17 protein-coding genes are annotated in these 19,907 nt (G+C 70.7%); 12 read left to right on the forward strand and 5 right to left on the reverse strand.

The window, feature by feature from the left end; genetic code table 11:
- The first annotated feature begins 99 nt into the window (after window positions 1–99).
- Window positions 100–705: a TetR/AcrR family transcriptional regulator gene (locus CGL27_RS16350; RefSeq protein WP_237298864.1), complete on the forward strand. Its 606-nt coding sequence runs from the start codon at window positions 100–102 to the stop codon at window positions 703–705.
- Between the two features lie 45 nt (window positions 706–750).
- Here CGL27_RS16350 and CGL27_RS16355 read toward each other — a convergent pair whose 3' ends face one another.
- Both CGL27_RS16355 and CGL27_RS16360 read right to left on the reverse strand, forming a co-directional pair.
- Window positions 751–1,284 (reverse strand): DUF6299 family protein, encoded by a 534-nt coding sequence (locus tag CGL27_RS16355; protein WP_119987778.1) that lies wholly within the window; start codon window positions 1,282–1,284, stop codon window positions 751–753.
- Window positions 1,285–1,588: 304 nt separating this feature from the next.
- Window positions 1,589–2,818 (reverse strand): MFS transporter, encoded by a 1,230-nt coding sequence (locus tag CGL27_RS16360; RefSeq protein ID WP_119987781.1) that lies wholly within the window; start codon window positions 2,816–2,818, stop codon window positions 1,589–1,591.
- 95 nt (window positions 2,819–2,913) lie between these two features.
- Between CGL27_RS16360 and CGL27_RS16365 the strand changes: the two genes are divergently transcribed.
- The 10 genes from CGL27_RS16365 to CGL27_RS16410 all read left to right on the forward strand — a co-directional run bounded on the left by CGL27_RS16365 (window position 2,914) and on the right by CGL27_RS16410 (window position 14,467).
- The gene (locus tag CGL27_RS16365) at window positions 2,914–3,885 is read left to right on the forward strand and encodes an ArsR family transcriptional regulator (protein ID WP_119987783.1); all 972 of its coding nucleotides are present in this window, start codon (window positions 2,914–2,916) and stop codon (window positions 3,883–3,885) included.
- A gap of 211 nt (window positions 3,886–4,096) precedes the next feature.
- Window positions 4,097–5,257 carry a mandelate racemase/muconate lactonizing enzyme family protein gene (locus tag CGL27_RS16370; RefSeq protein ID WP_078641211.1) on the forward strand — a complete coding sequence of 387 codons (1,161 nt, stop codon included), beginning with the start codon at window positions 4,097–4,099 and terminating at the stop codon, window positions 5,255–5,257.
- Window positions 5,254–6,297 carry an alcohol dehydrogenase catalytic domain-containing protein gene (locus CGL27_RS16375; protein ID WP_119987786.1) on the forward strand — a complete coding sequence of 348 codons (1,044 nt, stop codon included), beginning with the start codon at window positions 5,254–5,256 and terminating at the stop codon, window positions 6,295–6,297. Before CGL27_RS16370 ends, CGL27_RS16375 begins: the two co-directional genes overlap by 4 nt.
- 168 nt (window positions 6,298–6,465) lie before the next feature.
- Window positions 6,466–7,455 carry a hypothetical protein gene (locus CGL27_RS16380; protein ID WP_119987789.1) on the forward strand — a complete coding sequence of 330 codons (990 nt, stop codon included), beginning with the start codon at window positions 6,466–6,468 and terminating at the stop codon, window positions 7,453–7,455.
- A gap of 33 nt (window positions 7,456–7,488) precedes the next feature.
- Window positions 7,489–8,598 carry a multiple monosaccharide ABC transporter substrate-binding protein gene (gene chvE / locus CGL27_RS16385; protein WP_119987792.1) on the forward strand — a complete coding sequence of 370 codons (1,110 nt, stop codon included), beginning with the start codon at window positions 7,489–7,491 and terminating at the stop codon, window positions 8,596–8,598.
- Window positions 8,599–8,612: 14 nt separating this feature from the next.
- On the forward strand, window positions 8,613–10,175 hold the full coding sequence (mmsA, locus tag CGL27_RS16390) for a multiple monosaccharide ABC transporter ATP-binding protein (protein ID WP_119987796.1): 1,563 nt from the start codon (window positions 8,613–8,615) through the stop codon (window positions 10,173–10,175).
- Window positions 10,172–11,404 carry a multiple monosaccharide ABC transporter permease gene (gene mmsB / locus CGL27_RS16395; protein ID WP_119987799.1) on the forward strand — a complete coding sequence of 411 codons (1,233 nt, stop codon included), beginning with the start codon at window positions 10,172–10,174 and terminating at the stop codon, window positions 11,402–11,404. Before mmsA ends, mmsB begins: the two co-directional genes overlap by 4 nt.
- Before the next feature lie 135 nt (window positions 11,405–11,539).
- Window positions 11,540–12,754 carry an aldose epimerase family protein gene (locus CGL27_RS16400; protein WP_119987802.1) on the forward strand — a complete coding sequence of 405 codons (1,215 nt, stop codon included), beginning with the start codon at window positions 11,540–11,542 and terminating at the stop codon, window positions 12,752–12,754.
- A gap of 153 nt (window positions 12,755–12,907) precedes the next feature.
- Window positions 12,908–14,182: a pyroglutamyl peptidase gene (locus tag CGL27_RS16405; RefSeq protein ID WP_119987805.1), complete on the forward strand. Its 1,275-nt coding sequence runs from the start codon at window positions 12,908–12,910 to the stop codon at window positions 14,180–14,182.
- A 33-nt stretch (window positions 14,183–14,215) separates the two neighbouring features.
- Window positions 14,216–14,467, forward strand: a complete 252-nt coding sequence (locus tag CGL27_RS16410) for a hypothetical protein (RefSeq protein WP_205587707.1) — start codon at window positions 14,216–14,218, stop codon at window positions 14,465–14,467.
- A gap of 67 nt (window positions 14,468–14,534) precedes the next feature.
- Here the strand turns inward: CGL27_RS16410 and CGL27_RS16415 are convergent, their stop codons facing one another.
- Entirely contained in the window at window positions 14,535–15,338 is an 804-nt protein-coding gene (locus CGL27_RS16415; protein ID WP_119987808.1) for an EI24 domain-containing protein, read from the reverse strand.
- Window positions 15,339–15,356: 18 nt separating this feature from the next.
- A complete protein-coding gene (locus CGL27_RS16420) occupies window positions 15,357–16,715 on the reverse strand; it encodes a jacalin-like lectin (RefSeq protein WP_119987811.1) in 1,359 nt (452 codons plus the stop codon).
- Between the two features lie 93 nt (window positions 16,716–16,808).
- On the opposite strand from CGL27_RS16420, the gene CGL27_RS16425 reads away from it, so the two are divergent.
- On the forward strand, window positions 16,809–18,521 hold the full coding sequence (locus tag CGL27_RS16425; RefSeq protein ID WP_240450516.1) for a PHP domain-containing protein: 1,713 nt from the start codon (window positions 16,809–16,811) through the stop codon (window positions 18,519–18,521).
- 79 nt (window positions 18,522–18,600) lie between these two features.
- On the opposite strand, the gene CGL27_RS16430 is transcribed toward CGL27_RS16425, so the two are convergent.
- The gene (locus tag CGL27_RS16430; RefSeq protein WP_119987817.1) at window positions 18,601–19,713 is read right to left on the reverse strand and encodes a pectate lyase; all 1,113 of its coding nucleotides are present in this window, start codon (window positions 19,711–19,713) and stop codon (window positions 18,601–18,603) included.
- Window positions 19,714–19,907 lie beyond the last annotated feature (194 nt).

Here is a 19,907-nt window from a genome sequence, read left to right on the forward strand (position 1 = left end):
CCTGTCCGGTCCTCGTCCGGGGCCATCCTGGACCCGAGTACCTGTCACCAGGTAGGTACCGTTACCGACTCGTTATCAAACATGCTCTACGGTACGAGCATGGACAGGGCGATGGAGCGCGGTACGCGACGCGGTGCGGAACGACGGGCGGAGATCGTCCGTTCCGCGCTCGAAGTGATCGCCGAGCGCGGCTACCGGGGCGCGACCCTCGGCGCGGTCGCCGAGCGGGTGGGGCTCACCCAACAGGGGCTGCTGCACTACTTCCCCACCAAGGACTCCCTGCTCATCGCCGTACTCAAGGAGCGCGACCAGTGGGACACCGGCTCCGCGCGGCGCGACGGCGGCGACGTATGGCCGCTGGACCTGCTCGCCTCGCTGGTGGAGTACAACGCGATGCGCCCCGGTATCGTCCAGACCTTCTCCGCGCTCCTCGGCGAGAGCGTCACCGACGAACACCCCGCACGCGGCTTCTTCACCCAGCGCTATGAGAACGTGCGCGCCGACATGGCGGCCACCCTGCGCGGCGAGTTCGGCGACCGGCTTCCCGGCGGGCTCACCCCCGAGGCCGCCGCGCCGCTGGTGGTGGCGGTGATGGACGGACTGCAGTTCCAGTGGCTGCACGACCGGGACGCGGTGGACATGCCCGCCCTCTTCCGGGCCTTCGTCTCCCTGCTGGGACAGGGAGACGAAGAGGCCGAGGAGTGACCTCGCCATGCGGACGTCGGGTGCGGGCCGTCTCGTGACGGCGGCTCAGCCGTGGTCCGCCACCAGCCTGACGTCCTGCTCGACCCCGACCGCGTTCCTCGGAATCGGCACGAAGGCGGCGTCGGCGGCGGCGGGGGCGCCGACGGCGTCGAACCTCAGCAGCGTGCCCTCGGCCTGCGCCGATCCTGGCTCGTACGCCCCTACGTCCACCGCGTCGATCACCCAGCGGTGCCGCTGTCCGTCGCAGACCGCGCTGTGGCCGCCGAGGCCATGCCGCTCCCGGCCCTGGGTGAGGGTGACGAGCACGCTGGCCCGAGGGTTCTCCGCCCCTTCCCGGACACACCGGTAGCTGCCGTACAGCGTGACGGACCCGTCCGGGGTGACGTCCCCGGTGCGGTCGATGGCCAGATCGTCGGTCCAGGGCAGGGGCAGACGCGGCCGGTCGAGCCGCTCTCCCCGACTGGCCAGGCCCGAGCCGGGGCGCAGCTCCGGGCGATCGGGCCCGGCGGGAGCGGCGTGGGCGGCCGGAGCCGCCATGAGGAGAACGGTGAGGGCGCCGAGGGCGCGACGGTTGCGCATGGACGTACATACCTCCTGGGGCGGGGAGCGGAGGCCCGCCACGGACTCCGTCGCGTCCTCCCGAACGGAGTCGCCGGACGAATGCCCGTGAGCGGGTGCTCATTTCCCCGTACAGCTACCGGGCGCCCGAACCCGCCCGGGGGAACCTCACCCCCGGGCGGCGTGTCCGGCACCGCCCAACGGGTGGCCGACGGGCGCCCGGTTGACCCCGCGGCGCCCTTACGGTGCTCGTGAAGCGCGCCTACGGTGCTCGCGCGCGCCCTTACCGCCCTCGCGCAGCGCCCTTACGGTGCTCGTGGCGCCCTTACGGTGCTCGTTCCTCCGGAGCCGCCTCCTCGAACCTCCCCGCCGACGAGACCACTTGGCGCGGCGCCGCCGGATCGCCCCGCAGCCCCGGGGCCAGGGCCAGTGTGATGGCGACCGAGACCGCCGCCATCGTGGCCATCGCCACGGCCGGCGAGGTGGGCTGGGCCAGCGCGCCCGCGAGGGCGGCGGACACGCCCTGCATGGTGAGCATGCCGGAGGAGTGCAGCCCCAGGGCCTGGCCGCTCATCGCGTCCGGGGTCAGGGCCATCAGCCGCTGCTGGAGCGGCAGCGTGGCCGAGAAGCCGATCGAGGCGAGGGCGACGGCGGCCAGCGCGAGGGGCAGCGGCGGATGCAGGGCGAAGACCAGATACGGCACGGCGAGCAGCAGCCGCAGGGGCGCCGCGAGCCGCTCCCGCCGGTGCGGTGGCAGCAGCCGTCCGGTGAGCAGGTCCCCCATCAGCATGCCGAGGGAACCGGCGGCGAAGAGCAGTCCGGCGTGCCGGGGCGCGTAGGGCACGAAGAGGGATTCACAGCCGACGATCAGCCCGTTGGGCACCCACAGCGCGTAATAGACGTGGCGGCGGGGCGCGGAGGACCACAGCCGCGCGTTGACCCGCCAGGTCTCGGTGACCGAGGGCCGCCCCCCGGCCCGGGCCGGACGCCCGCTCAGGCCGAACCGGGCGGCGGCCGCGGCCAGCAGATACAGTGCGGCGGCGACGAGCAGGGTGCCGCGTGCCGAGAGGGCGGTCACGAGGAGGCCACCGGCCGCGTAGCCGCCGATCTGCATCGTGCCGCCCGACATGTTGATCACCGAACGGCCCAGCAGATAGCCGTCCTTGGGCAGGATCTCGGTGAGCAGTCCGTAGCGGACGGCACCGCCGAGGGCGGCCGCGGCGCCCAGCCCGAACACGAGGGCGAAGACGGCCGCCACGGGCAGCCCGGGCAGGGCCAACGCGGCGGTCCCCAGGGCGAAGAGCACCGCCAGCCCGGACAGCGCGGCGCGCGGCCTCAGCCGGTCGGCCGCCGACAGCAGCGCCAGCGCACCGGCCACTTGGGCGAGCGAGGGGCCGAACATGCTGAGCGCCGAGAGCAGCGGTGAGCCGGTCGCCGCGTAGACCAGGGTGCCGAGGGCGAGCCCGCTCGCCGTCGAGGCGGCCACCTGCGTGGCGGAGATCAGGAACAGCGGGGTGAACTCCGGGGTCCGGAACACTTCTCGATAGGTGCGCATGGCCTTCAGGCTCGGGAGTCTCCGCGCGGTGGCGTTAATGTTTCGCGCGGACGCGAAACCACGCGAAGCGACGCGGTGGCGGCGGGGGTGGCCGGATGGGGCTGTGGCTGGTCGACGCGGATACGCTCGCGCGCAGCCGGTTCGTCCGCTCCGCCCTGGCCGAGACCACCGCTGCCCTGGTCACCCTGGAGCGGGCGAGCGCCGCGCACCCGGGCGAGCGGGCCTGGCTCGACGCCCATCTGCCCGCCTACCGGGCGCGGTTGGCCGATGACCCGGTCACCGCGCTGCTCGTCCGGGCCGCGCTGGGCCGGACCTGGCTCGCGGACTTCCTCACCCAGACGCCGGGCGAGGGCGAGCCGTCCCTCGAGGAGGAGCTGGCCCGGATGCGCGCGACGTCCCCCGCCGCCGCGCGCCACGACCTCACGGTCTCCCTCGGCCGCTCCCCGCTCCCGGCCGCGCTGCGCCGCGACGATCTGCCGGGGCGGCTCGCGGATCTGCTGGAGTGGGTGTGGACGGAAGCCATACGGCCCTCTTGGCCGCGCCGCCGCCGGATCATCGAGGCCGATGTGGTGGCGCGCACCGGCCGGGTGAGCCAGGGCGGCTGGGCGGCGACGCTGGACGACCTGCGGCCGGGGATGCGGTGGCTGGGCGGCAGCCGACTGCAGATCAACGCCCACGACAACCCGCCCCGCGCGGTCCACGGCGCCCAGTTGCTCCTCGTCCCCGTCACCCCCGCCACCGGATGGGTCTCCTGGGACGCGCCGCACCGCTACGCCGTGATCTATCCCTGCGCCGGCGCCCTGACCACCCCCGGCCCTCCCCCGGCCCCGGACTCCCTGGCCCGTCTCCTCGGCCCGGCCCGCGCGAGCGTCCTGGTCCTGCTCGACACCCCGAAGAGCACCACCCACCTGGTGGCCCTGACCGGCCAGACCCTGGGCTCGGTCGGCCGCCATCTGCGCGTCCTGCGCGAGGCCCGCCTGGTGCGGCGGCGACGGGCGGGACGGTCGGTTCTGTACGACCGGACGACGGCGGGCGAGGTGCTGGTGGAGGCGCAGCGAACCGCCTAGTCCTCGTACAAGCACAGCAACGAACATCCCCGGACCCATGTTGTCCAGTGAGATGATCGGTCATGATGGTTCTTGATCGGTCATGATGGGTTGTCACGTTCGAATGCCATTCGACGCACAACCATTGACACCCCTGACGAGGGCTGGCTACGGTCACGCCAAGATTTCGAACGTGTGACGAAATATCGAACATCGCGAAGGGTCGATTGCTGTGCGCATCACCGGTATCAGTACGCATGTCGTCGGCACTCCCTGGCGCAACCTCACCTATGTGCAGGTCCACACGGACGAGGGGATCACCGGCGTCGGCGAGACCCGCATGCTCGGGCGGACCGATGCGCTGCTGGGCTATCTGCGCGAGGCCGAGCTCAACCACCTCGCCGGGTCGGACCCGTTCGCGGTGGAGGACCTGGTCCGGCGGATGAAGTACGGCGACTACGGCCGGGCGGGCGAGATCGTGATGTCCGGGATCGCCTGTGTGGAGATGGCCTGCTGGGACATCAAGGGCAAGGCGCTCGGGGTGCCCGTCTGGCAGCTGCTCGGCGGGAAGGTGACGGACAAGGTCAAGGCGTACGCCAACGGCTGGTACACCGTCGAGCGCACCCCCGAGGCGTTCCACAAGGCGGCCTCCACGGTGGTCGAGCGCGGCTACCGGGCGCTGAAGCTGGACCCGTTCGGCACCGGCCACTTCGAGCTGGACCACGCGGAGACCCTGCATTCGATCTCCCTCGTGGAGGCCGTAAGGGACGCGATCGGGCCGGAGGCCGAGCTGCTGGTGGAGATGCACGGGCGATTCAGCCCGGCGACCGCCGTCCGCATCGCCGGGGAGCTGGAACGGTTCCATCCGTCGTGGCTGGAGGAGCCGGTGCCGCCGGAGAACCTCAAGGCGCTGGCGAAGGTCGCGGAGAAGACGCGTCTGCCGATCGCCACGGGCGAGCGCATTCACGACCGCATCGAGTTCCGCGAGCTGTTCGAGTCGCAGGCCGCCGACATCATCCAGCCCGACGTCGGCCACATCGGCGGCATCGGCGAGGCGCGCAAGCTGGCCGCCACGGCCGAGACGCACTACGTACTGATCGCCCCGCACAATGTGGGCGGCTCGGTGCTGACCGCCGCATCGCTGCAACTCGCCGGATGCACCCCGAACTTCAAGATCCTGGAGCACTTCAACGACTTCGCCGACGCGGAGATCAAGAAGGTGGTCAAGGGCGCCCCGCAGGTCGTGGACGGCTACTTCCAGCTCTCCCACGAGCCGGGTCTCGGCGTGGAGCTGGACACCGACGCGGCGGCCGAATTCCCCCAGCAGCAGGCCCGCTTCGACCTGTGGGCCGAGGGCTGGGAGAAGCGGGACCCGAAGGGCAGGGCGAAGTGACCGCGCTCATCCTCGACGCCCCCGGCGCGTTCCGTCTCGTAGAAACCGGCACCGGGGCCGACACCGGAACCGAACAGCCCGCACCCGGCCCCGGTGACGCGCGGGTGCGCGTCCACGCTTCCGGGATCTGCGGCAGCGACCGCGAGCTGTACCAGGGGAACCGGCCCGAGGGGTACGTCCGCTACCCCGTCACCCCCGGCCATGAGTGGTCCGGCACGGTCGAGGCGGTCGGCGCGGGCGTCCCCGAGGCGCTCGTCGGCCGTAAGGTCGTCGGCGAGGGGTTCCGCAACTGCCAGGTGTGCGACCGCTGTCACGCCGGGGACACCACCTTGTGCACGGCCGGGTACGAGGAGACCGGCTTCACCCAGCCCGGGGCGATGGCCGACACCCTGACCCTGCCGGCCCGGCTGCTGCACCCGCTGTCCGACGACGCCGACCTGGGCGCGGCCGCCCTGCTGGAGCCCGCCGCCTGTATCGCCGCCGCCGCGCTCAAGGCCCACGCCCAGCCGGGTGAACGGGTCGCGGTGGTCGGCACCGGCACGCTCGGCATGATCGCCGTACAGTTCCTCGCCGCCGTCTCCCCCGCGCGGCTGCTGGTGGTGGGCACCCGCCCGGACCGGGAGCGACTGTCGCTGGACTTCGGCGCCACCGACTTCCGCACCCGGGACCAGCTCTCCGACCAGCTCTCGGGCTACGACGTGGTCATCGAGACCGCCGGATCGGCCTCCGCCGCCCGTAGCTCCGCCTCGCTGCTGCGCCGGGGCGGCCGGCTGGTGCTCACCGGCATCCCGGCGGCGGGCGCCGACGGGCTGGACCCCACCGATCTGGTGGTCCGCCAGATCGAGATGCAGACCGTCTTCGGCGCCCCGCCCGCCGCCTGGTCGCATGCCGTACGGGTCTTCGACGCGGGGCTGTTGACCCTGCGGCCGCTGATCACCCATGAGCTGCCGCTCACCGACTTCGCCTCCGCGATCGAGCTGGTCGGCAGCGGCGATCCGGCCGTCGGCAAGGTGCTGCTGCGTCCGCAGGGCCTCGACTAGCAAGGGCCTCGATCAGCACATGTGGCACGCCTCCCGCACCCGTCTCCCGTCATCCCACCAGCCTCCCGGACCGTCTCTAGTCATCCACCCAGCCCCACCCGGACAACGATGTCCTGGGCAGCACCAGCCGGACGCCGAACCACCGGCCATCACTCCACAGGGAGCACCGTGACCGCCGCCTCACCCACCACTCCCGGCCCCCGCCGCCCCGCCGACGCGGCCCTCGCCTCGCTCGGCCACGCCACGCCCGCCCCCGACCCCGCCGACGCCTCCGCGCACACCTTCCCCGACGGCGGCACCTGGCGCACCGAGATCCCGTCCGTCGAGGGTCCGGAGGCGCTGGCCACCGTGTTCAAGGAGGCCGGGCGGCTCGATGTGCCGATCCACCGGATCAGCCAGGGCAGCGGCGTCTGGATGCTCACCGATGCCGAGATCACCGAGATGGTGGAGTCCTGCGCCGAGCGGAACGCCGAGCTGTGCCTGTTCACCGGCCCCCGCGGCACCTGGGACATCGGCGCCGCCACCCGCTCCGACTCCGGCGGCGGCGGCCTGCGCGCCCGTGGCCATGACGCGGTGGCCGGATGTGTGGAGGACGCGCTGCGCGCGGTCTCGCTGGGCGTGAAGTGCCTGCTGGTCGCCGACGAGGGGGTGCTGTGGCTGCTGAACCGGCTGCGGGAACGCGGCGAGCTGCCCGCGGACACCACCTTCAAGCTGTCCGCGCTGGTCGGCCCGGTCAACCCGGCCTCGTTCGCGGTGTACGAGCAGCTCGGGGCCGACTCCATCAACATCCCGTCGGACCTCACGCTGGAGCACCTCACCGAGATCCGCCGGGTCTCCCGCGCCCCGATGGACTTCTATGTCGAGGCCCCGGACGACCTCGGCGGCTATGTCCGGCTCTATGACGCGGCGGAGCTGATCCGGCGCGGCGCCCCCATCTATCTGAAGTTCGGGCTCAGCAAATCCCCGGGGATCTACCCGTACGGCGCCCAGCTGCGCGACGTGGCGCTGGGCAGCGCCCGTGAGCGGGTGCGCCGCGGGCGGCTCGTGCTCGACCTGCTCACCCGGCTGGGCGCGGACGGCGGGATGTCCCCGCTCGGCTCCCGGCTGCCGGGTCCGCTGCGGCGTTTCACCGCCGACGCGGACCTACCCAGTTACTGACGCAACGACGCCCCAGGGAAGGACCCCAACACCATGCGCACGGTAAGAGGAGCACGAGCCGCGGCGATAGGCGCCGGCCTCCTCGCGCTCTCGCTGACCGCCACGGCCTGTGGCCAGGAGGCGGTCGGCGGCAGCCGGTACAAGAGCAAGGAAAAGGGAGGCACGATCGGCATCGCGATGCCGACGAAGTCCTCCGAGCGGTGGATCACCGACGGCCGCAATGTGGCCAAGCAGTTCCAGGCGGCGGGCTACAAGACGGACTTGCAGTTCGGCGAGGACGACGTCCGCACCCAGGTGGCCCAGCTCGAAAACATGATCACCAAGGGTCATCGGCTGCTGGTGATCGCGCCGATCAACGGCGGGGCGCTCAACGACGTCCTGAAGCAGGCCCATGAGGCCAACATCCCGGTGATCTCCTACGACCGGCTGCTGCTGGGCACGGAGAACGTCGACTACTACGCGACCTTCGACAACGAAAAGGTCGGCAGGCTCCAGGGCCAGTACATCGTCGACAAGCTGGGGCTGGCCAAGGGCCGGAAGGGCCCCTTCAACATCGAGCTGTTCGCCGGGTCGTCGGACGACAACAACACCCGGTACTTCTACAACGGCGCGATGAGCGTGCTCAAGCCGTACATAGAGAAGAAGGAACTGGTCGTCCGCTCCAAGCAGACCAGTCTCAATCAGCTCTACACCGAGAAGTGGAGCGGGAGCGCCGCCCAGGACCGCATGGAGGACCTGCTCAACAAGGCGTACAGCACCAACGACGTGGACGCCGTTCTCTCGCCGTACGACGGCATGTCCATCGGCATCCTGTCGGCGCTCAAGAGCGCCGGCTACGGCACGAAGGCCAAGCCGTATCCGGTGGTCACCGGTCAGGACGCCGAGCTCGCCTCCGTGAAGTCCATCATCCGGGGCCAGCAGACACAGACCATCTACAAGGATCTGCGCAAGCTGGCGAAGGCCACCGTGCAGATCGCCAAGGCGGAGCTGACCGGCGGCAAGCCCCCGATCAACGACACCAAGTCGTACGACAACGGCAAGAAGGTCGTGCCGACCTACCTGCTCAACCCGGTCAGCGTCGACAAGTCCAACACCCAGGTGCTGGTCGACCAGGGTTACTACACCGCGTCGCAGCTGAAGTAGGGCGGTACCGGGCTATGAGCACCATTCTCGAATTGCGTTCCATCACCAAGACGTTCCCCGGTGTCAAGGCGCTCTCCAATGTCAATCTCCACGTCCGCCAGGGTGAGATCCACGCCCTCTGCGGGGAGAACGGCGCGGGAAAGTCCACCCTGATGAAGGTGGTCAGCGGGGTACATCCGCACGGCAGCTACGACGGCGAGATCCTCTTCGACGGCGAGGCGTGCGCCTTCAAGGACATCCGCGCGAGCGAGCAGCGCGGCATCGTCATCATCCATCAGGAACTGGCGCTGATCCCCTACCTGTCCATCGCCGAGAACATCTTCCTCGGCAATGAACACTCCCGGCGCGGCCTCATCAGCTGGAACGAAACCCTCAGACACGCCACCGCGCTGCTCAAGCGGGTCGGTCTGACGGATTCGCCGCAGACTCGTGTCACCGATATCGGGGTGGGCAAACAGCAGCTGGTGGAAATCGCCAAGGCGCTCTCCAAGGAGGTGAAGCTGCTCATCCTGGACGAGCCGACCGCGGCGCTCAACGACGAGGACAGCGGAAAGCTCCTGGATCTGCTGCTGGAATTCAAGGCGCAGGGCATTTCCTGCATCCTGATCTCCCACAAGCTCAATGAGATCCGCCGCGTCGCCGACTCCGTCACCATCCTGCGTGACGGCCAGACCATCGAAACCCTGACCGTCCGGGAGACCCCCGAGGCCGACCCCGAGGTCTCCGAGGACCGCATCATCCGCGGCATGGTCGGCCGCGACCTCGACCACCGCTTTCCCGACCGCACCCCGTACGAGGGCGAGGACGCCTCCGAGGTGGCCCTGGCCGTCGAGGACTGGACCGTCCACCACCCCATCGACCAGCAGCGCAAGGTCGTGGACGGGGTGTCGCTGAACGTACGGCGCGGTGAGATCGTCGGCATCGCCGGGCTGATGGGCGCCGGCCGCACCGAGCTCGCCATGAGCGTCTTCGGGCGGGCGTACGGGCGCTACGCGGGCGGCCGGGTGTTCCGGGACGGCCAGGAGGTCCGTACCCGCACCGTCCCGGAGGCGATCGACCACGGCATCGCGTACGTCACCGAGGACCGCAAGACTTTCGGCCTCAACCTCGACGACACCATCAGCCGCAATGTCTCGCTCTCCTCGCTGACCAAGGTGGCACGCCGCGGCGTGGTCAACGAGCACGAGGAGTCACGGGTCGCCGAACGGTTCCGCAAGACCATGAACATCAAGGCCCCCACGGTCTTCGAGCGGGTCGGCCGGCTCAGCGGCGGCAACCAGCAGAAGGTCGTCCTCAGCAAGTGGATCTTCGCCGGTCCCGAAGTGCTCATCCTCGACGAGCCCACCCGTGGCATCGACGTCGGGGCCAAGTACGAGATCTACACGGTCATCAACGATCTGGCGGCCCAGGGCAAGGCCGTCATCTTCATCTCCTCCGAGCTGGGCGAGCTGCTGGGGATGTGCGACCGGATCTACACGATGGCGGCCGGGCGACTGACCGGGGAGGTTCCCCGGGCCGAGGCGACGCAGGAAGTTCTGATGCGCCACATGACGAGGGACAGAGGAGACGAAGGATGAGCACGGCCACCCAGAAGACCGAGAGCCCGGCCCCACCACCGGCCAAGGGCTCCTCCAGCGTCGGGACGCTGCTCCTGGAGAGCGTGCGGTCCAATATGCGCCAGTACGGGATGCTGGTCGCGCTCGCCCTGATCATCGTCATCTTCCAGATCTGGTCGGACGACATCCTGCTGCGGCCGGGCAACGTCACCAGCCTGGTGCAGCAGAACGGCTATATCCTCATCCTCGCGATCGGCATGATGATCGTGATCATCGCGGGACATATCGATCTGTCGGTCGGCTCGCTCGTGGCCTTCGTCGGCGCGGCCGCCGGCGCGATGATGATCAAACACGATATGCCGTGGGGCCTCGCGGTCGTCCTGTGCCTGCTGCTCGGCGCGGTGGCCGGGGCCTGGCAGGGTTTCTGGATCGCCTACATAGGCATCCCGTCCTTCATCGTCACCCTGGCCGGCATGCTGGCCTTCCGCGGCGGCACCCAGATCCTGCTCGACGGGCAGTCGCTGTCGCCGTTCCCCGACGGCTTCGAGAAGTTGAGCACCGGGTTCATCCCGGAGATGGGCCCGTACACGCAGTACCACAACCCCACCATGGTGATCGGCCTCGTCGTGTGTGCCGCCGCCGTCTGGCAGGAGTGGCGGGGCCGGCAGCAGCGGGCGGCCTATGAGCTGGACGTGGTGCCGCTGGGGCTGTTCTTCGTCAAGTGCGCCGCGATCGTGGCCGCCGTGATGGCCTTCACCATGACGCTGTCCAGCTGGCACGGGGCGCCGTACGGGCTGCTGGTCCTGGCCGGGCTCTTCGTGATCTTCAGCTTCGTGATGCGCAACACCGTCGTCGGACGGCATGTGTACGCCCTCGGCGGCAACCAGCCGGCGGCCAAGCTGTCGGGTGTCCGGGACAAGCGCGTCACCTTCATGGTCTTCGTCAACATGGGGGTGCTGTCCGCCCTCGCCGGTCTGGTCTTCGCCGCCCGGCTGGGCTCCGCCACCCCCAGCGCGGGCCTCAACTTCGAGCTCGAGGCCATCGCCGCCGCGTTCATCGGCGGCGCCTCGGCCAGCGGCGGTGTGGGCACGGTGCTCGGCGCGATCATCGGTGGTCTGGTGCTCGGGGTGCTCAACAACGGCATGTCGCTGGTCGGCATCGGCACCGACTACCAACAGGTGATCAAGGGTCTGGTGCTGCTGGCGGCGGTCGGCTTCGATGTCTGGAACAAGCGCAAGGTCGGGTCGTAACTAACCCCTCGACCGCGGGATCGTCACCCCTCGACCGCGGGGTGACGCCCCCTCGACCGCGGGGTCATGGCCCGTCGGCTGCCGGGTCGTACCCCGTCAGCTGTCCCTCTTGGATCTAGCCTCAGGGAGCCGCATATGACCACGAGCAGACGCACGGTGATCACGGCTGCGGCGGCGGCCGGACTGGCGGCATCGGCCGCCACGACCGGCACCGCCCACGCGAAGAGCGGAGGAGACTCCGCGGGCAGCGGAGGAGACTCCGCGGGCAGCGGGGGAGACTCCGCGGGCAAGGGAGGCGCGGTGAAGGAACACTTCGGCACGCTCGCGGACGGCACGGACGTCGACCGCTGGACGATCGAGAACGGCCGCACCCGGCTGCGCGTGCTCAGCTACGGCGGCATCGTCCAGAGCCTGGAGATCCCCGACCGGCACGGCCGCCGCGCCAATGTGTCGCTCGGCTTCGACGACCTGGACTCCTACGTCGCCAACAGCCCGTACTTCGGCGCCCTCATCGGCCGCTACGGCAACCGCATCGCCCGCGGCGCCTTCACGCTGGACGGCAAGAAGTACCAGCTCCCGATCAACGACGGGCCGAACAGCCTGCACGGCGGCGACAAGGGCTTCGACAAGCACGTCTGGTCCGTGGCGGCGTTCCACAAGGGCGCGGACGTGGGGCTCACCCTGCGCCGGGTCAGCCCCGACGGCGAGATGGGCTACCCCGGCACGCTCACCGTGCGCGTGGACTACACGCTCACGGCGGAGGGCGACTTCCGCATCGACTACGAGGCCACGACCGACAAGGCCACGGTCGTGAACCTCACCAACCACACGTACTACAACCTGGCCGGGGAGGGCAGCGGCTCCATCTACAACCACCGGCTGGAGATCGCCGCCGCCCGCTACACCCCCGTCGACAAGACCCTCATCCCCACCGGCGAACTCGCCAGGGTGGCCGGGACCCCGTTCGACTTCCGCCGCGCCAAGGAGATCGGCCGGGACATCCGGGAGGCGCACCAGCAGGTGCTGTACGGGCAGGGGATCGACCACAACTTCGTGCTGGACAAGGGCATCACCAGCCGTCCCGAGCACTTCCTGACGGTGACCGAGCCGGAGTCCGGCCGGGTGATGCGGATCGCCACTACCGAGCCCGGAGTGCAGTTCTACACCGGCAACTTCCTGACCGGCACGTTCGCGGGAACGTCGGGGAAGGTCTACCGGCAGGGTGACGCCTTCGCCCTGGAGACCCAGCACTTCCCGGACTCGCCGAACCAGCCGTCGTTCCCGTCGACGGTGCTGCGGCCGGGGCAGACGTACCGGTCGACGACCCTGCACTCGTTCTCGACGCGCTGAGCGGCTCCGCGGCGCGCGGCCCTGTAGCTCATCGGTTCCCCTCCCGTACCGTGCTCAAGAGCACGGTACGGGAGGGGTTGTCGTTTCCCCCGGCCCCCGGCCTCCGTCATCCGGCCCCCGTCATCCGTCACGCCTCACCCGAGAGGACCCCGCATGAGACCGATTCGCCCCCGGCTCGCCCTGCTCGCCGCCGCCCTGCTCGCCGCCACTCCCCTGGCCCTCGCCACCCCGGCGACGGCCATGGCCGACACCACCGCCGCCCCCACCGTGGAGGAGCAACGGCTCGACAAGGCCGTGCCGCAGGAGATCCTTCGCCGCAGCGGGTTCGACGACGCGGCGCCGGACTTCGCCCGCGCACTGGCGGGCGTAGAGTCCCCTGCCGAGGCCGAGCGAGTGATCAGCCGCGAGGGCCGGGCCCTGTGGCAGCGGGCGGTGGACCGCGTACAGGGCCGGGGCCCCGCGGGCGGGGACCTCAGCAGGGACGACGACCGGCCGCTGTACTGGGCGCGGCTCGGCATGACCCGCGCACTCGGCGAGTGGCGGCCGGGCTTCCCGCTCACCGACGCCCGCCGCGCCGCGCTCCTGCGCGCCCTGGAGCGCACCTCGCGCGGCGAGGACTCGCTCGACCTCCCGGCGGGCAAGCACATCAAGCGCATCGTGGTCACCGGCTTCGACCCGTTCCAACTGGACGACGACGTACGCCGCTCCAACCCCTCCGGCGCGGCGGCGCTCGCCCTGGATGGCACAACGATCCGTACGGACAGCGGCCCGGCCCGCGTCGAGACCGCCGTCTTCCCCGTCCGCTGGACGGACTTCGCGGACGGCACGGTCGAGCGGACGCTGCTGCCCGCCTTCCAGTCGGGCCCGCGCCGGGTGGACGCGTTCATGACGGTGAGCCAGGGCCGGGTGGGCCGCTTCGACGTCGAACGCACCAACGGCGCCTGGCGGGGCGGCTACCCCGACAACGCGAACATCTCCCGGACCGAGACCGCGCCCATCCCGTCCGATGTGCCGACCCAGCACCCCCAGCCCCAGTGGACGACGACCACCCTCCCCTACGAGAAGATCGTCGCGGCGGACACCGGCTCCACCCCCGTCTACGACCACACCGAGGTCACCGAGATCCCGGCGGGCGCCACGACCCCGGTGGTCCGGCCGAACGGCCCGACCCCCGGCTCGACGGCCCGCGCGGGCGGTGGCGGCGACTACCTCTCCAACGAGATCGCCTACCGGGCCACCCTGCTGCGCGACGCGGTCGGCCTGAAGGCCCCGGGCGGCCATCTACACACCCCGGTCCTGCAATTCGGCCCGAACAACACCGACCCCACCACGGGCCAGATCACCGACCCCGACTTCGTCCACAACCGCGAAGCCATCACCGCCCAGGTCCGCTCAATCCTCACCGTGGTCGCGACCACGACCCGTTGAGGCCCCGGGCCCGAGGCGCTCGCTCTTGGGGAAGTGGTCGCCCGGATCGCCTCGGCCACCGGGCGGCCCTACCGCCATGTCCCCGAGACCGTGGAGGAAGCGTTCGCGCGGCGGTGGCGGCTGGGCGTCAGCGGAGTGCAGATCGAGAGCTGGATCTCGTGGTATCAGGCCATCGCGAGCGGCGAGCTGTCCGCGGTGACCGATGTCCTCCCACGGATCACCGGCTCGCCCGCGACCCCGGCCGAGCGGGCCGGCTGGTGGCCCGCGCCCAAGACGGCCTGGTAGCCACTGCGCTGCAGGCCCTTACGACGCCCCGTTACGGCGCGCCGTTCAAGGCTCCCGCCGGGCCCCGTTACAGCGCGCCGTTCAAGGCTCCCGCCGGGCCCCCCGCCGTCTCGCCCTGCGGCGCCGCGTCCTCGTCCTCGCCCGTCAGGTCGCGGACCAGCAGGGTCGCGCCCGCGACGGCGCCCGGCATCAGGAAGACCGCGACCAGGGGGAGGAGGTAGAGGAGGGCCAGGGGGACGCCGAAGCCGAGGGCGAGGAGGCGGCGGGAGTGGAGCATGCGGCGGCGGTCCTTCAGCAGGATCCCGCGGCGCAGCAGGGCGATCGAGGTCAGCTCCTCGGTGAGGAAGAAGCCGGTCACGCAGAAGGCCAGCGCGGGGATCACGGTCTGGCCGACGCCCGGGATGAAGCCGAGCGCGAAGAAGAGCACGCTCCAGAGGGTGACGCGGATGAGCAGGGCGATGGCCTCGCGCAGCCCTATCCACAGCTCCGCCCAGATCGACAGGCCGGAGTCGGGGACCGCGCCGCCCTCGGAGCGGTCGACCTGCTCGGAGAGCGACTCGTAGAAGGGCTGGCCGACCAGGAGCGTGACCGCGGTGAAGGTGAGGACGGCGAGGAAGAGGCAGGTGGCGGCGAAGAGGATCGTGAGCGCGCCGCGGAAGATGCCGAGCCAGGGTGAGGACCAGTCGTCGGCGAAGGGCGTGGCCCATGCGATGACGTCATCGGTCCAGAAGAAGAGGGCGACGAGGGCCGCCGCGTAGCCGACGAGGGTGATCAGGGCGGGAATCATCCCGAACCCCCACCATCTCCCGTGCCGGGCCGCCCAGCGCTGCCCCTTCATCAGGTAACCGAAGCCACTCACAAGATCACGCATGGGCCGAAGCCTACTGGCCTAACGTGGCGCGAAAAGGACGCCGAGTTTATCGATCTCGTCACCGGCGCGGCCGGTGAACCCCACGATCCGCCAGCCCGCGGGAGCGGTATAGGTGGCGGCGTCCGACGTGGGCGATCCGGCCGTCACCGTACGGCCCGTGTCGGTGGTGAACGCCGCAGAGAAGACACGGGTACGGCCGTCCTTCTGGCCCCGGGTGAGGGTCACGGAGGTGAGGTGTTCGGCGGGGCCGAGGGTGAGGGAGACCGGGGTGCCGCCCGTGCCGCCGTGGGTGAGGGCCGCCCCGCCGTCCATGGCCAGGGACACCGCGTCCAGCCGGGAGCCGCCGCGCAGGGTGAGGGTGCGGGGCGCGGGCGGTGCGGCGGACAGGTCGTCGGCGTCGTTGAAGGCGGTGCCGTGCGGACCGCCGAACTGGTCGCTGGCGCGCAGGGCGCCGGAGGTGCGCCAGGACAGGTCCACGGTGTGCGGATAGTGGTCGGACAGCGGCTTGCCGTCGGCGTCGAGGAACGACGTGTGCTCGTTGTGATACCGGGCGGCGGCGAGCGAGAGCAGCGGGCCGGAGCGGTAGAGGACCTTGTCCACGACCTCGCAGGTGTCGGTGACGTTCTCGGGGTCGCAGACGAGGGCGTCGGAACCGGCGGGCGGCGCCGAGCCGCCACGGACGAGGTCCACCCACGCGTCGGTGAGGCCGTTGCGGGTGGCCAGGTCGCGGATGTTGTCGGCGGCGCGGGTGTAGCGGGTGTTGGTGTCGCCCATGACGAGCACCGCGTTGCCGGCGGAGTTGGCGGTGATGTAGTCGGAGAGCTGGGTGACGTTGGCGCGGCGCGCGGCGAGGTCGGCGTCCGTCGTCCCCGCGTTGGCGTGCACGTTGTACAGGTCGAGATACGCGCCCTCGGCCAGCCGCACCCGGGCGAGGGTGAAGCCCTTCGGGGTGAGGCAGTCGGTGCCGTTGCACCGGTTCCACTTCACCCGCCCGAAGTCGTCGTACGGCAGGTCGGAGAGGGTGTTGAGGCCGTCCCCGAAGGCCGCGCCACCGCTGGTGGGGGTGCGGTACGGATGGTCGTCACCGGCGTAGAGCGCGGCGTGGTAGTTGAAGTCCTCCTGGACGTTCACGATGTCGTACGCGCCGAGCCGGGGCGATATCAGCGGGGTGTTCTTGGCGGGATGGCCGGACGACAGGCCCTCGGGGAGCCCGGCCACGTTGTAGGTGAGCACATTGAACGTGCCGGTGGCGACTCCGGGGGGCCCGGCGGTCCGGGGCACCTTGGCGTCCGCCACCGCGGTCGTGGCGCCGGATGTGGTCGCGCAGAGCGTGAGCGCCGCCGCGGCCGCGACGGCTAAGCGTCCGATGATTCTCAAGGAGACATCCTCTCGGCTGATGACCGGTGACGAGGGGCTGTTGGGCGTGCGGTGTTCGGCTGGTGTTCAACCTCGTTCCTTACCTTCGCGCTCATGGCTCCCGGACATCACCACCCTCATGATGAACACGCGGTGCACAGCCTTCCCCCGGCTCTCGACCTGTCCGTACGGGACGAGGAGCTGACCCCCGACCAGCTCTCCCGGCGCTCGATGCTGCGCCGCGCGGGGCTGCTGGGCGCGGGGCTCGGTGCCGTGAGCGTGCTGGACGGCGGCGCCGCGCGCGCCGTCGCGGCGACCCGCGCGGCGCCCGGCTCCCGGCATCACGGCGGCGGCTATCTGTGGCTGGCCGGGGACCATCACATCCACACCCAGTACAGCAACGACGGCAAGTACCGGGTCATCGACCAGGTGCGGCAGGGTGCCCGGCACGGCCTGGACTGGATGGTGATCACCGACCACGGGAACATCACCCACGCCCGGATCGGGGTCGAGAAGGTCAACCCCGACATCCGCGAGGCGCGCGAGACCCACCGGGACGCGCTGGTCTTCCAGGGGCTGGAGTGGAACATCCCCGGCGCCGAACACGGCACGGTCTTCGTCCACCCCGGCCGTGACGAGGTGGCGGTCCTCAAGGAGTTCGAGACCTCCTTCGACGGGTCGGTCAAGAACGCCGGCGACTCCACCCCGCAGAACGAGGCCCTGGCCATCGCCGGTCTTGACTTCCTCTCCGACGCGGTGCGCCGACGGCGCGTCAAGGCCGCGCTGATGCTCGCCAACCACCCCGCCCGCAAGGGCCTCGACTCCCCGCACGAGATCCGCGGCTGGCGGGACGCCCAGCCGCGGATCGCCGTCGGTATGGAGGGCGCGCCGGGCCACCAGGCCGCCGGGATCCCGGCCTCCGCACAGGGTCCGGGCGGTGCGCGCGGGCTGTACGAAAACGCCCCCGGCCCCCAGTCCTTCGCCGCGTACCCGGCCGAGTCGTACCGCACCTGGGGCGGCTTCGACTGGATGACAGCCACGGTGGGCGGGCTGTGGGACAGTCTGCTCGCCGAGGGCAAGCCGTGGTGGATCACCGCCAACTCCGACTCCCACAACGTCTACGCCGACACCGCGATGCGCGGCCCCGGCAGCGACTACGAGACCAACGGGCGACAGGACGACCCGGTGTACCGGGGCGGGCTGGATCTGGAGGAGAACGACTACTGGCCGGGCCAGTACAGCCGCACCCATGTGGGCGCCGAGGACTTCTCGTACGCCGCCGTCATGGACGGCATCCGGGCGGGCCGGGTCTGGGTGGACCACGGCGGCCTGATCAGCGGCCTCGACGCGCGGCTCAGCGGCGGCGAACGTCGCGGCGGGAGCGCCGGCGGAGGCCGCTCGGTCACCCTCGGCGGCACTCTGCACGTGGAGCGGGGCACCCGGGTGCGGCTCGATATGGACATCGCGCTGGCGAACGGTCCCAACTGGGCCGGATTCATACCCACATTGGCGCGAGTGGACGTCATCCAGGGCGAGGTCACGGGGGCGGTGGGCGACCGCGACACATTCACGGCGCCGCGCGCTCAAGTGGTCAAGTCGTTCGCGATCAGCCGCACGTCGGGGTCGGTGCGGCTCTCCTACGACCTCGGCGCCGTGGACCGTCCGCTGTATGTACGGCTGCGCGGGACCGACGGCAACCGGACGGCGGTGGGCGCGCGGGGCGCGGCGGTGGATCCGCACGGCCCGGCGATGGATGTGCCGGGCGATGCGGATCCCTGGCGCGATCTGTGGTTCTACGCCAACCCCATGTGGGTGCTGCCCTCCTGACGACGAGGCCGGGTGCGTCCGTCCTGACGACGGGGCCGGATGCGTACGTCCTGACGGCTGGGCGGGGCGCATCCGCGTCTCAGAGCTTGCCCGCGCCCGCCTGGGCGGTGACGGTCGCCACGACGGAGGACGCCGGTTCCGCCGTGTACGCGTACGGCGGGGTGGTGAAGCTGCCGGTCTGGGACACCTCCGTGGCCGCCCCACCCAGGTCGTTGCCGCGCAACACCGCATAGCCGTCGATGTCGCTGTCCCGACTGGTGGTCACGGCCACCTCGGTGTCACGGAAGACGTTGTTCTCCACCAGCGTCTGCGCGCCCATCCGGGAGTGCACACCGGTTTCCGCGCCCTGGACGTAGTTGTCGTAGAAGTGGCCGGTGCCGAAGCGCAGGCTGGGGATGCGGGAGTAGACGTTCGTGAACCAGTTGTGGTGGTACGTCACCTTGAGGTGGCCGGTGTCCTCGCTCGCGTTGTTGTCGCTGTGGCCGACCAGGCTGCCCTTGAAGTGGTCGGCGAATCTGTTCCAGGAGACGGTGATGTCGTCGGAGCCGTGGCTGATGTCCAGCAGACCGTCGTAGTAGTCCTTGTCGTGGTCGCGGTCGGCGGAGAGGGTGTTGTGGTCGATCCACACCTTCGTGGACTTCTGCACGGTGATGGCGTCGGACGGCTTCCGGGGCTTGCTGAGGTTGAGGTTGCGGACGATGACGTTCGTCGCCTCCTTCAGCCGCAGTCCGCCGCCGGTGAAACCGGAGCCCGAACCCACGCCCAGCACGGTGGTGTTGGAGCCGATGTCCACCTGGCCGGTGAGGGAGAACAGCCCGGAGACCTTGACCACCTTGGCCTTGTCGCCGGTGACGGCGGCCTTGAAGGCGTCCAGGGAGGTCACGGTGGTGGCGGTGGCGTTTCCGCCGCCCGTGGTGCCGGCGCCGAAGCCGATGGGGGTGGTCTCGGCGAAGAGACGCGCGGCGGTGGCTTGTGTGCTCTCGGAGCGTGCGGAGTCGGCCGAGTCCGCGTCATGGGCGGAGACCGTGGCGAGGCCGCCGAGGGCGAGCGTCGCGGCGACGCCCGCGGCGACAGCCGTCAGTCGGCGTCGGTTGCGGGCGGTGACGGGGGTACTCAAGGCGCTGGTGGCATGGGTGGCGCTGGTGAGGTCACCGATGTCGTCCGTGGTGCCGTGGTCGTGCGTCGAGCGCATGGGGGAGTCCTCTCATTCGGAGGATCTCCACACGGGAGCGGTAATCGCTTGCGGGATGACGCGGATGAGCGGGCAAGCACGCTGATCACAAAGGCCGGTGGAGATCACCAAAGGTGCGGCTCTGACGGGTGCGGGGCCCTGACGCCGGGCGGTGCGGTCAAGACCGCCCCGGCGGACAGCAGCCATCCCGGAAG

Source organism: Streptomyces sp. 11-1-2 (assembly GCF_003595545.1).
Taxonomy (GTDB): Bacteria; Actinomycetota; Actinomycetes; order Streptomycetales; family Streptomycetaceae; genus Streptomyces; species Streptomyces hygroscopicus_B.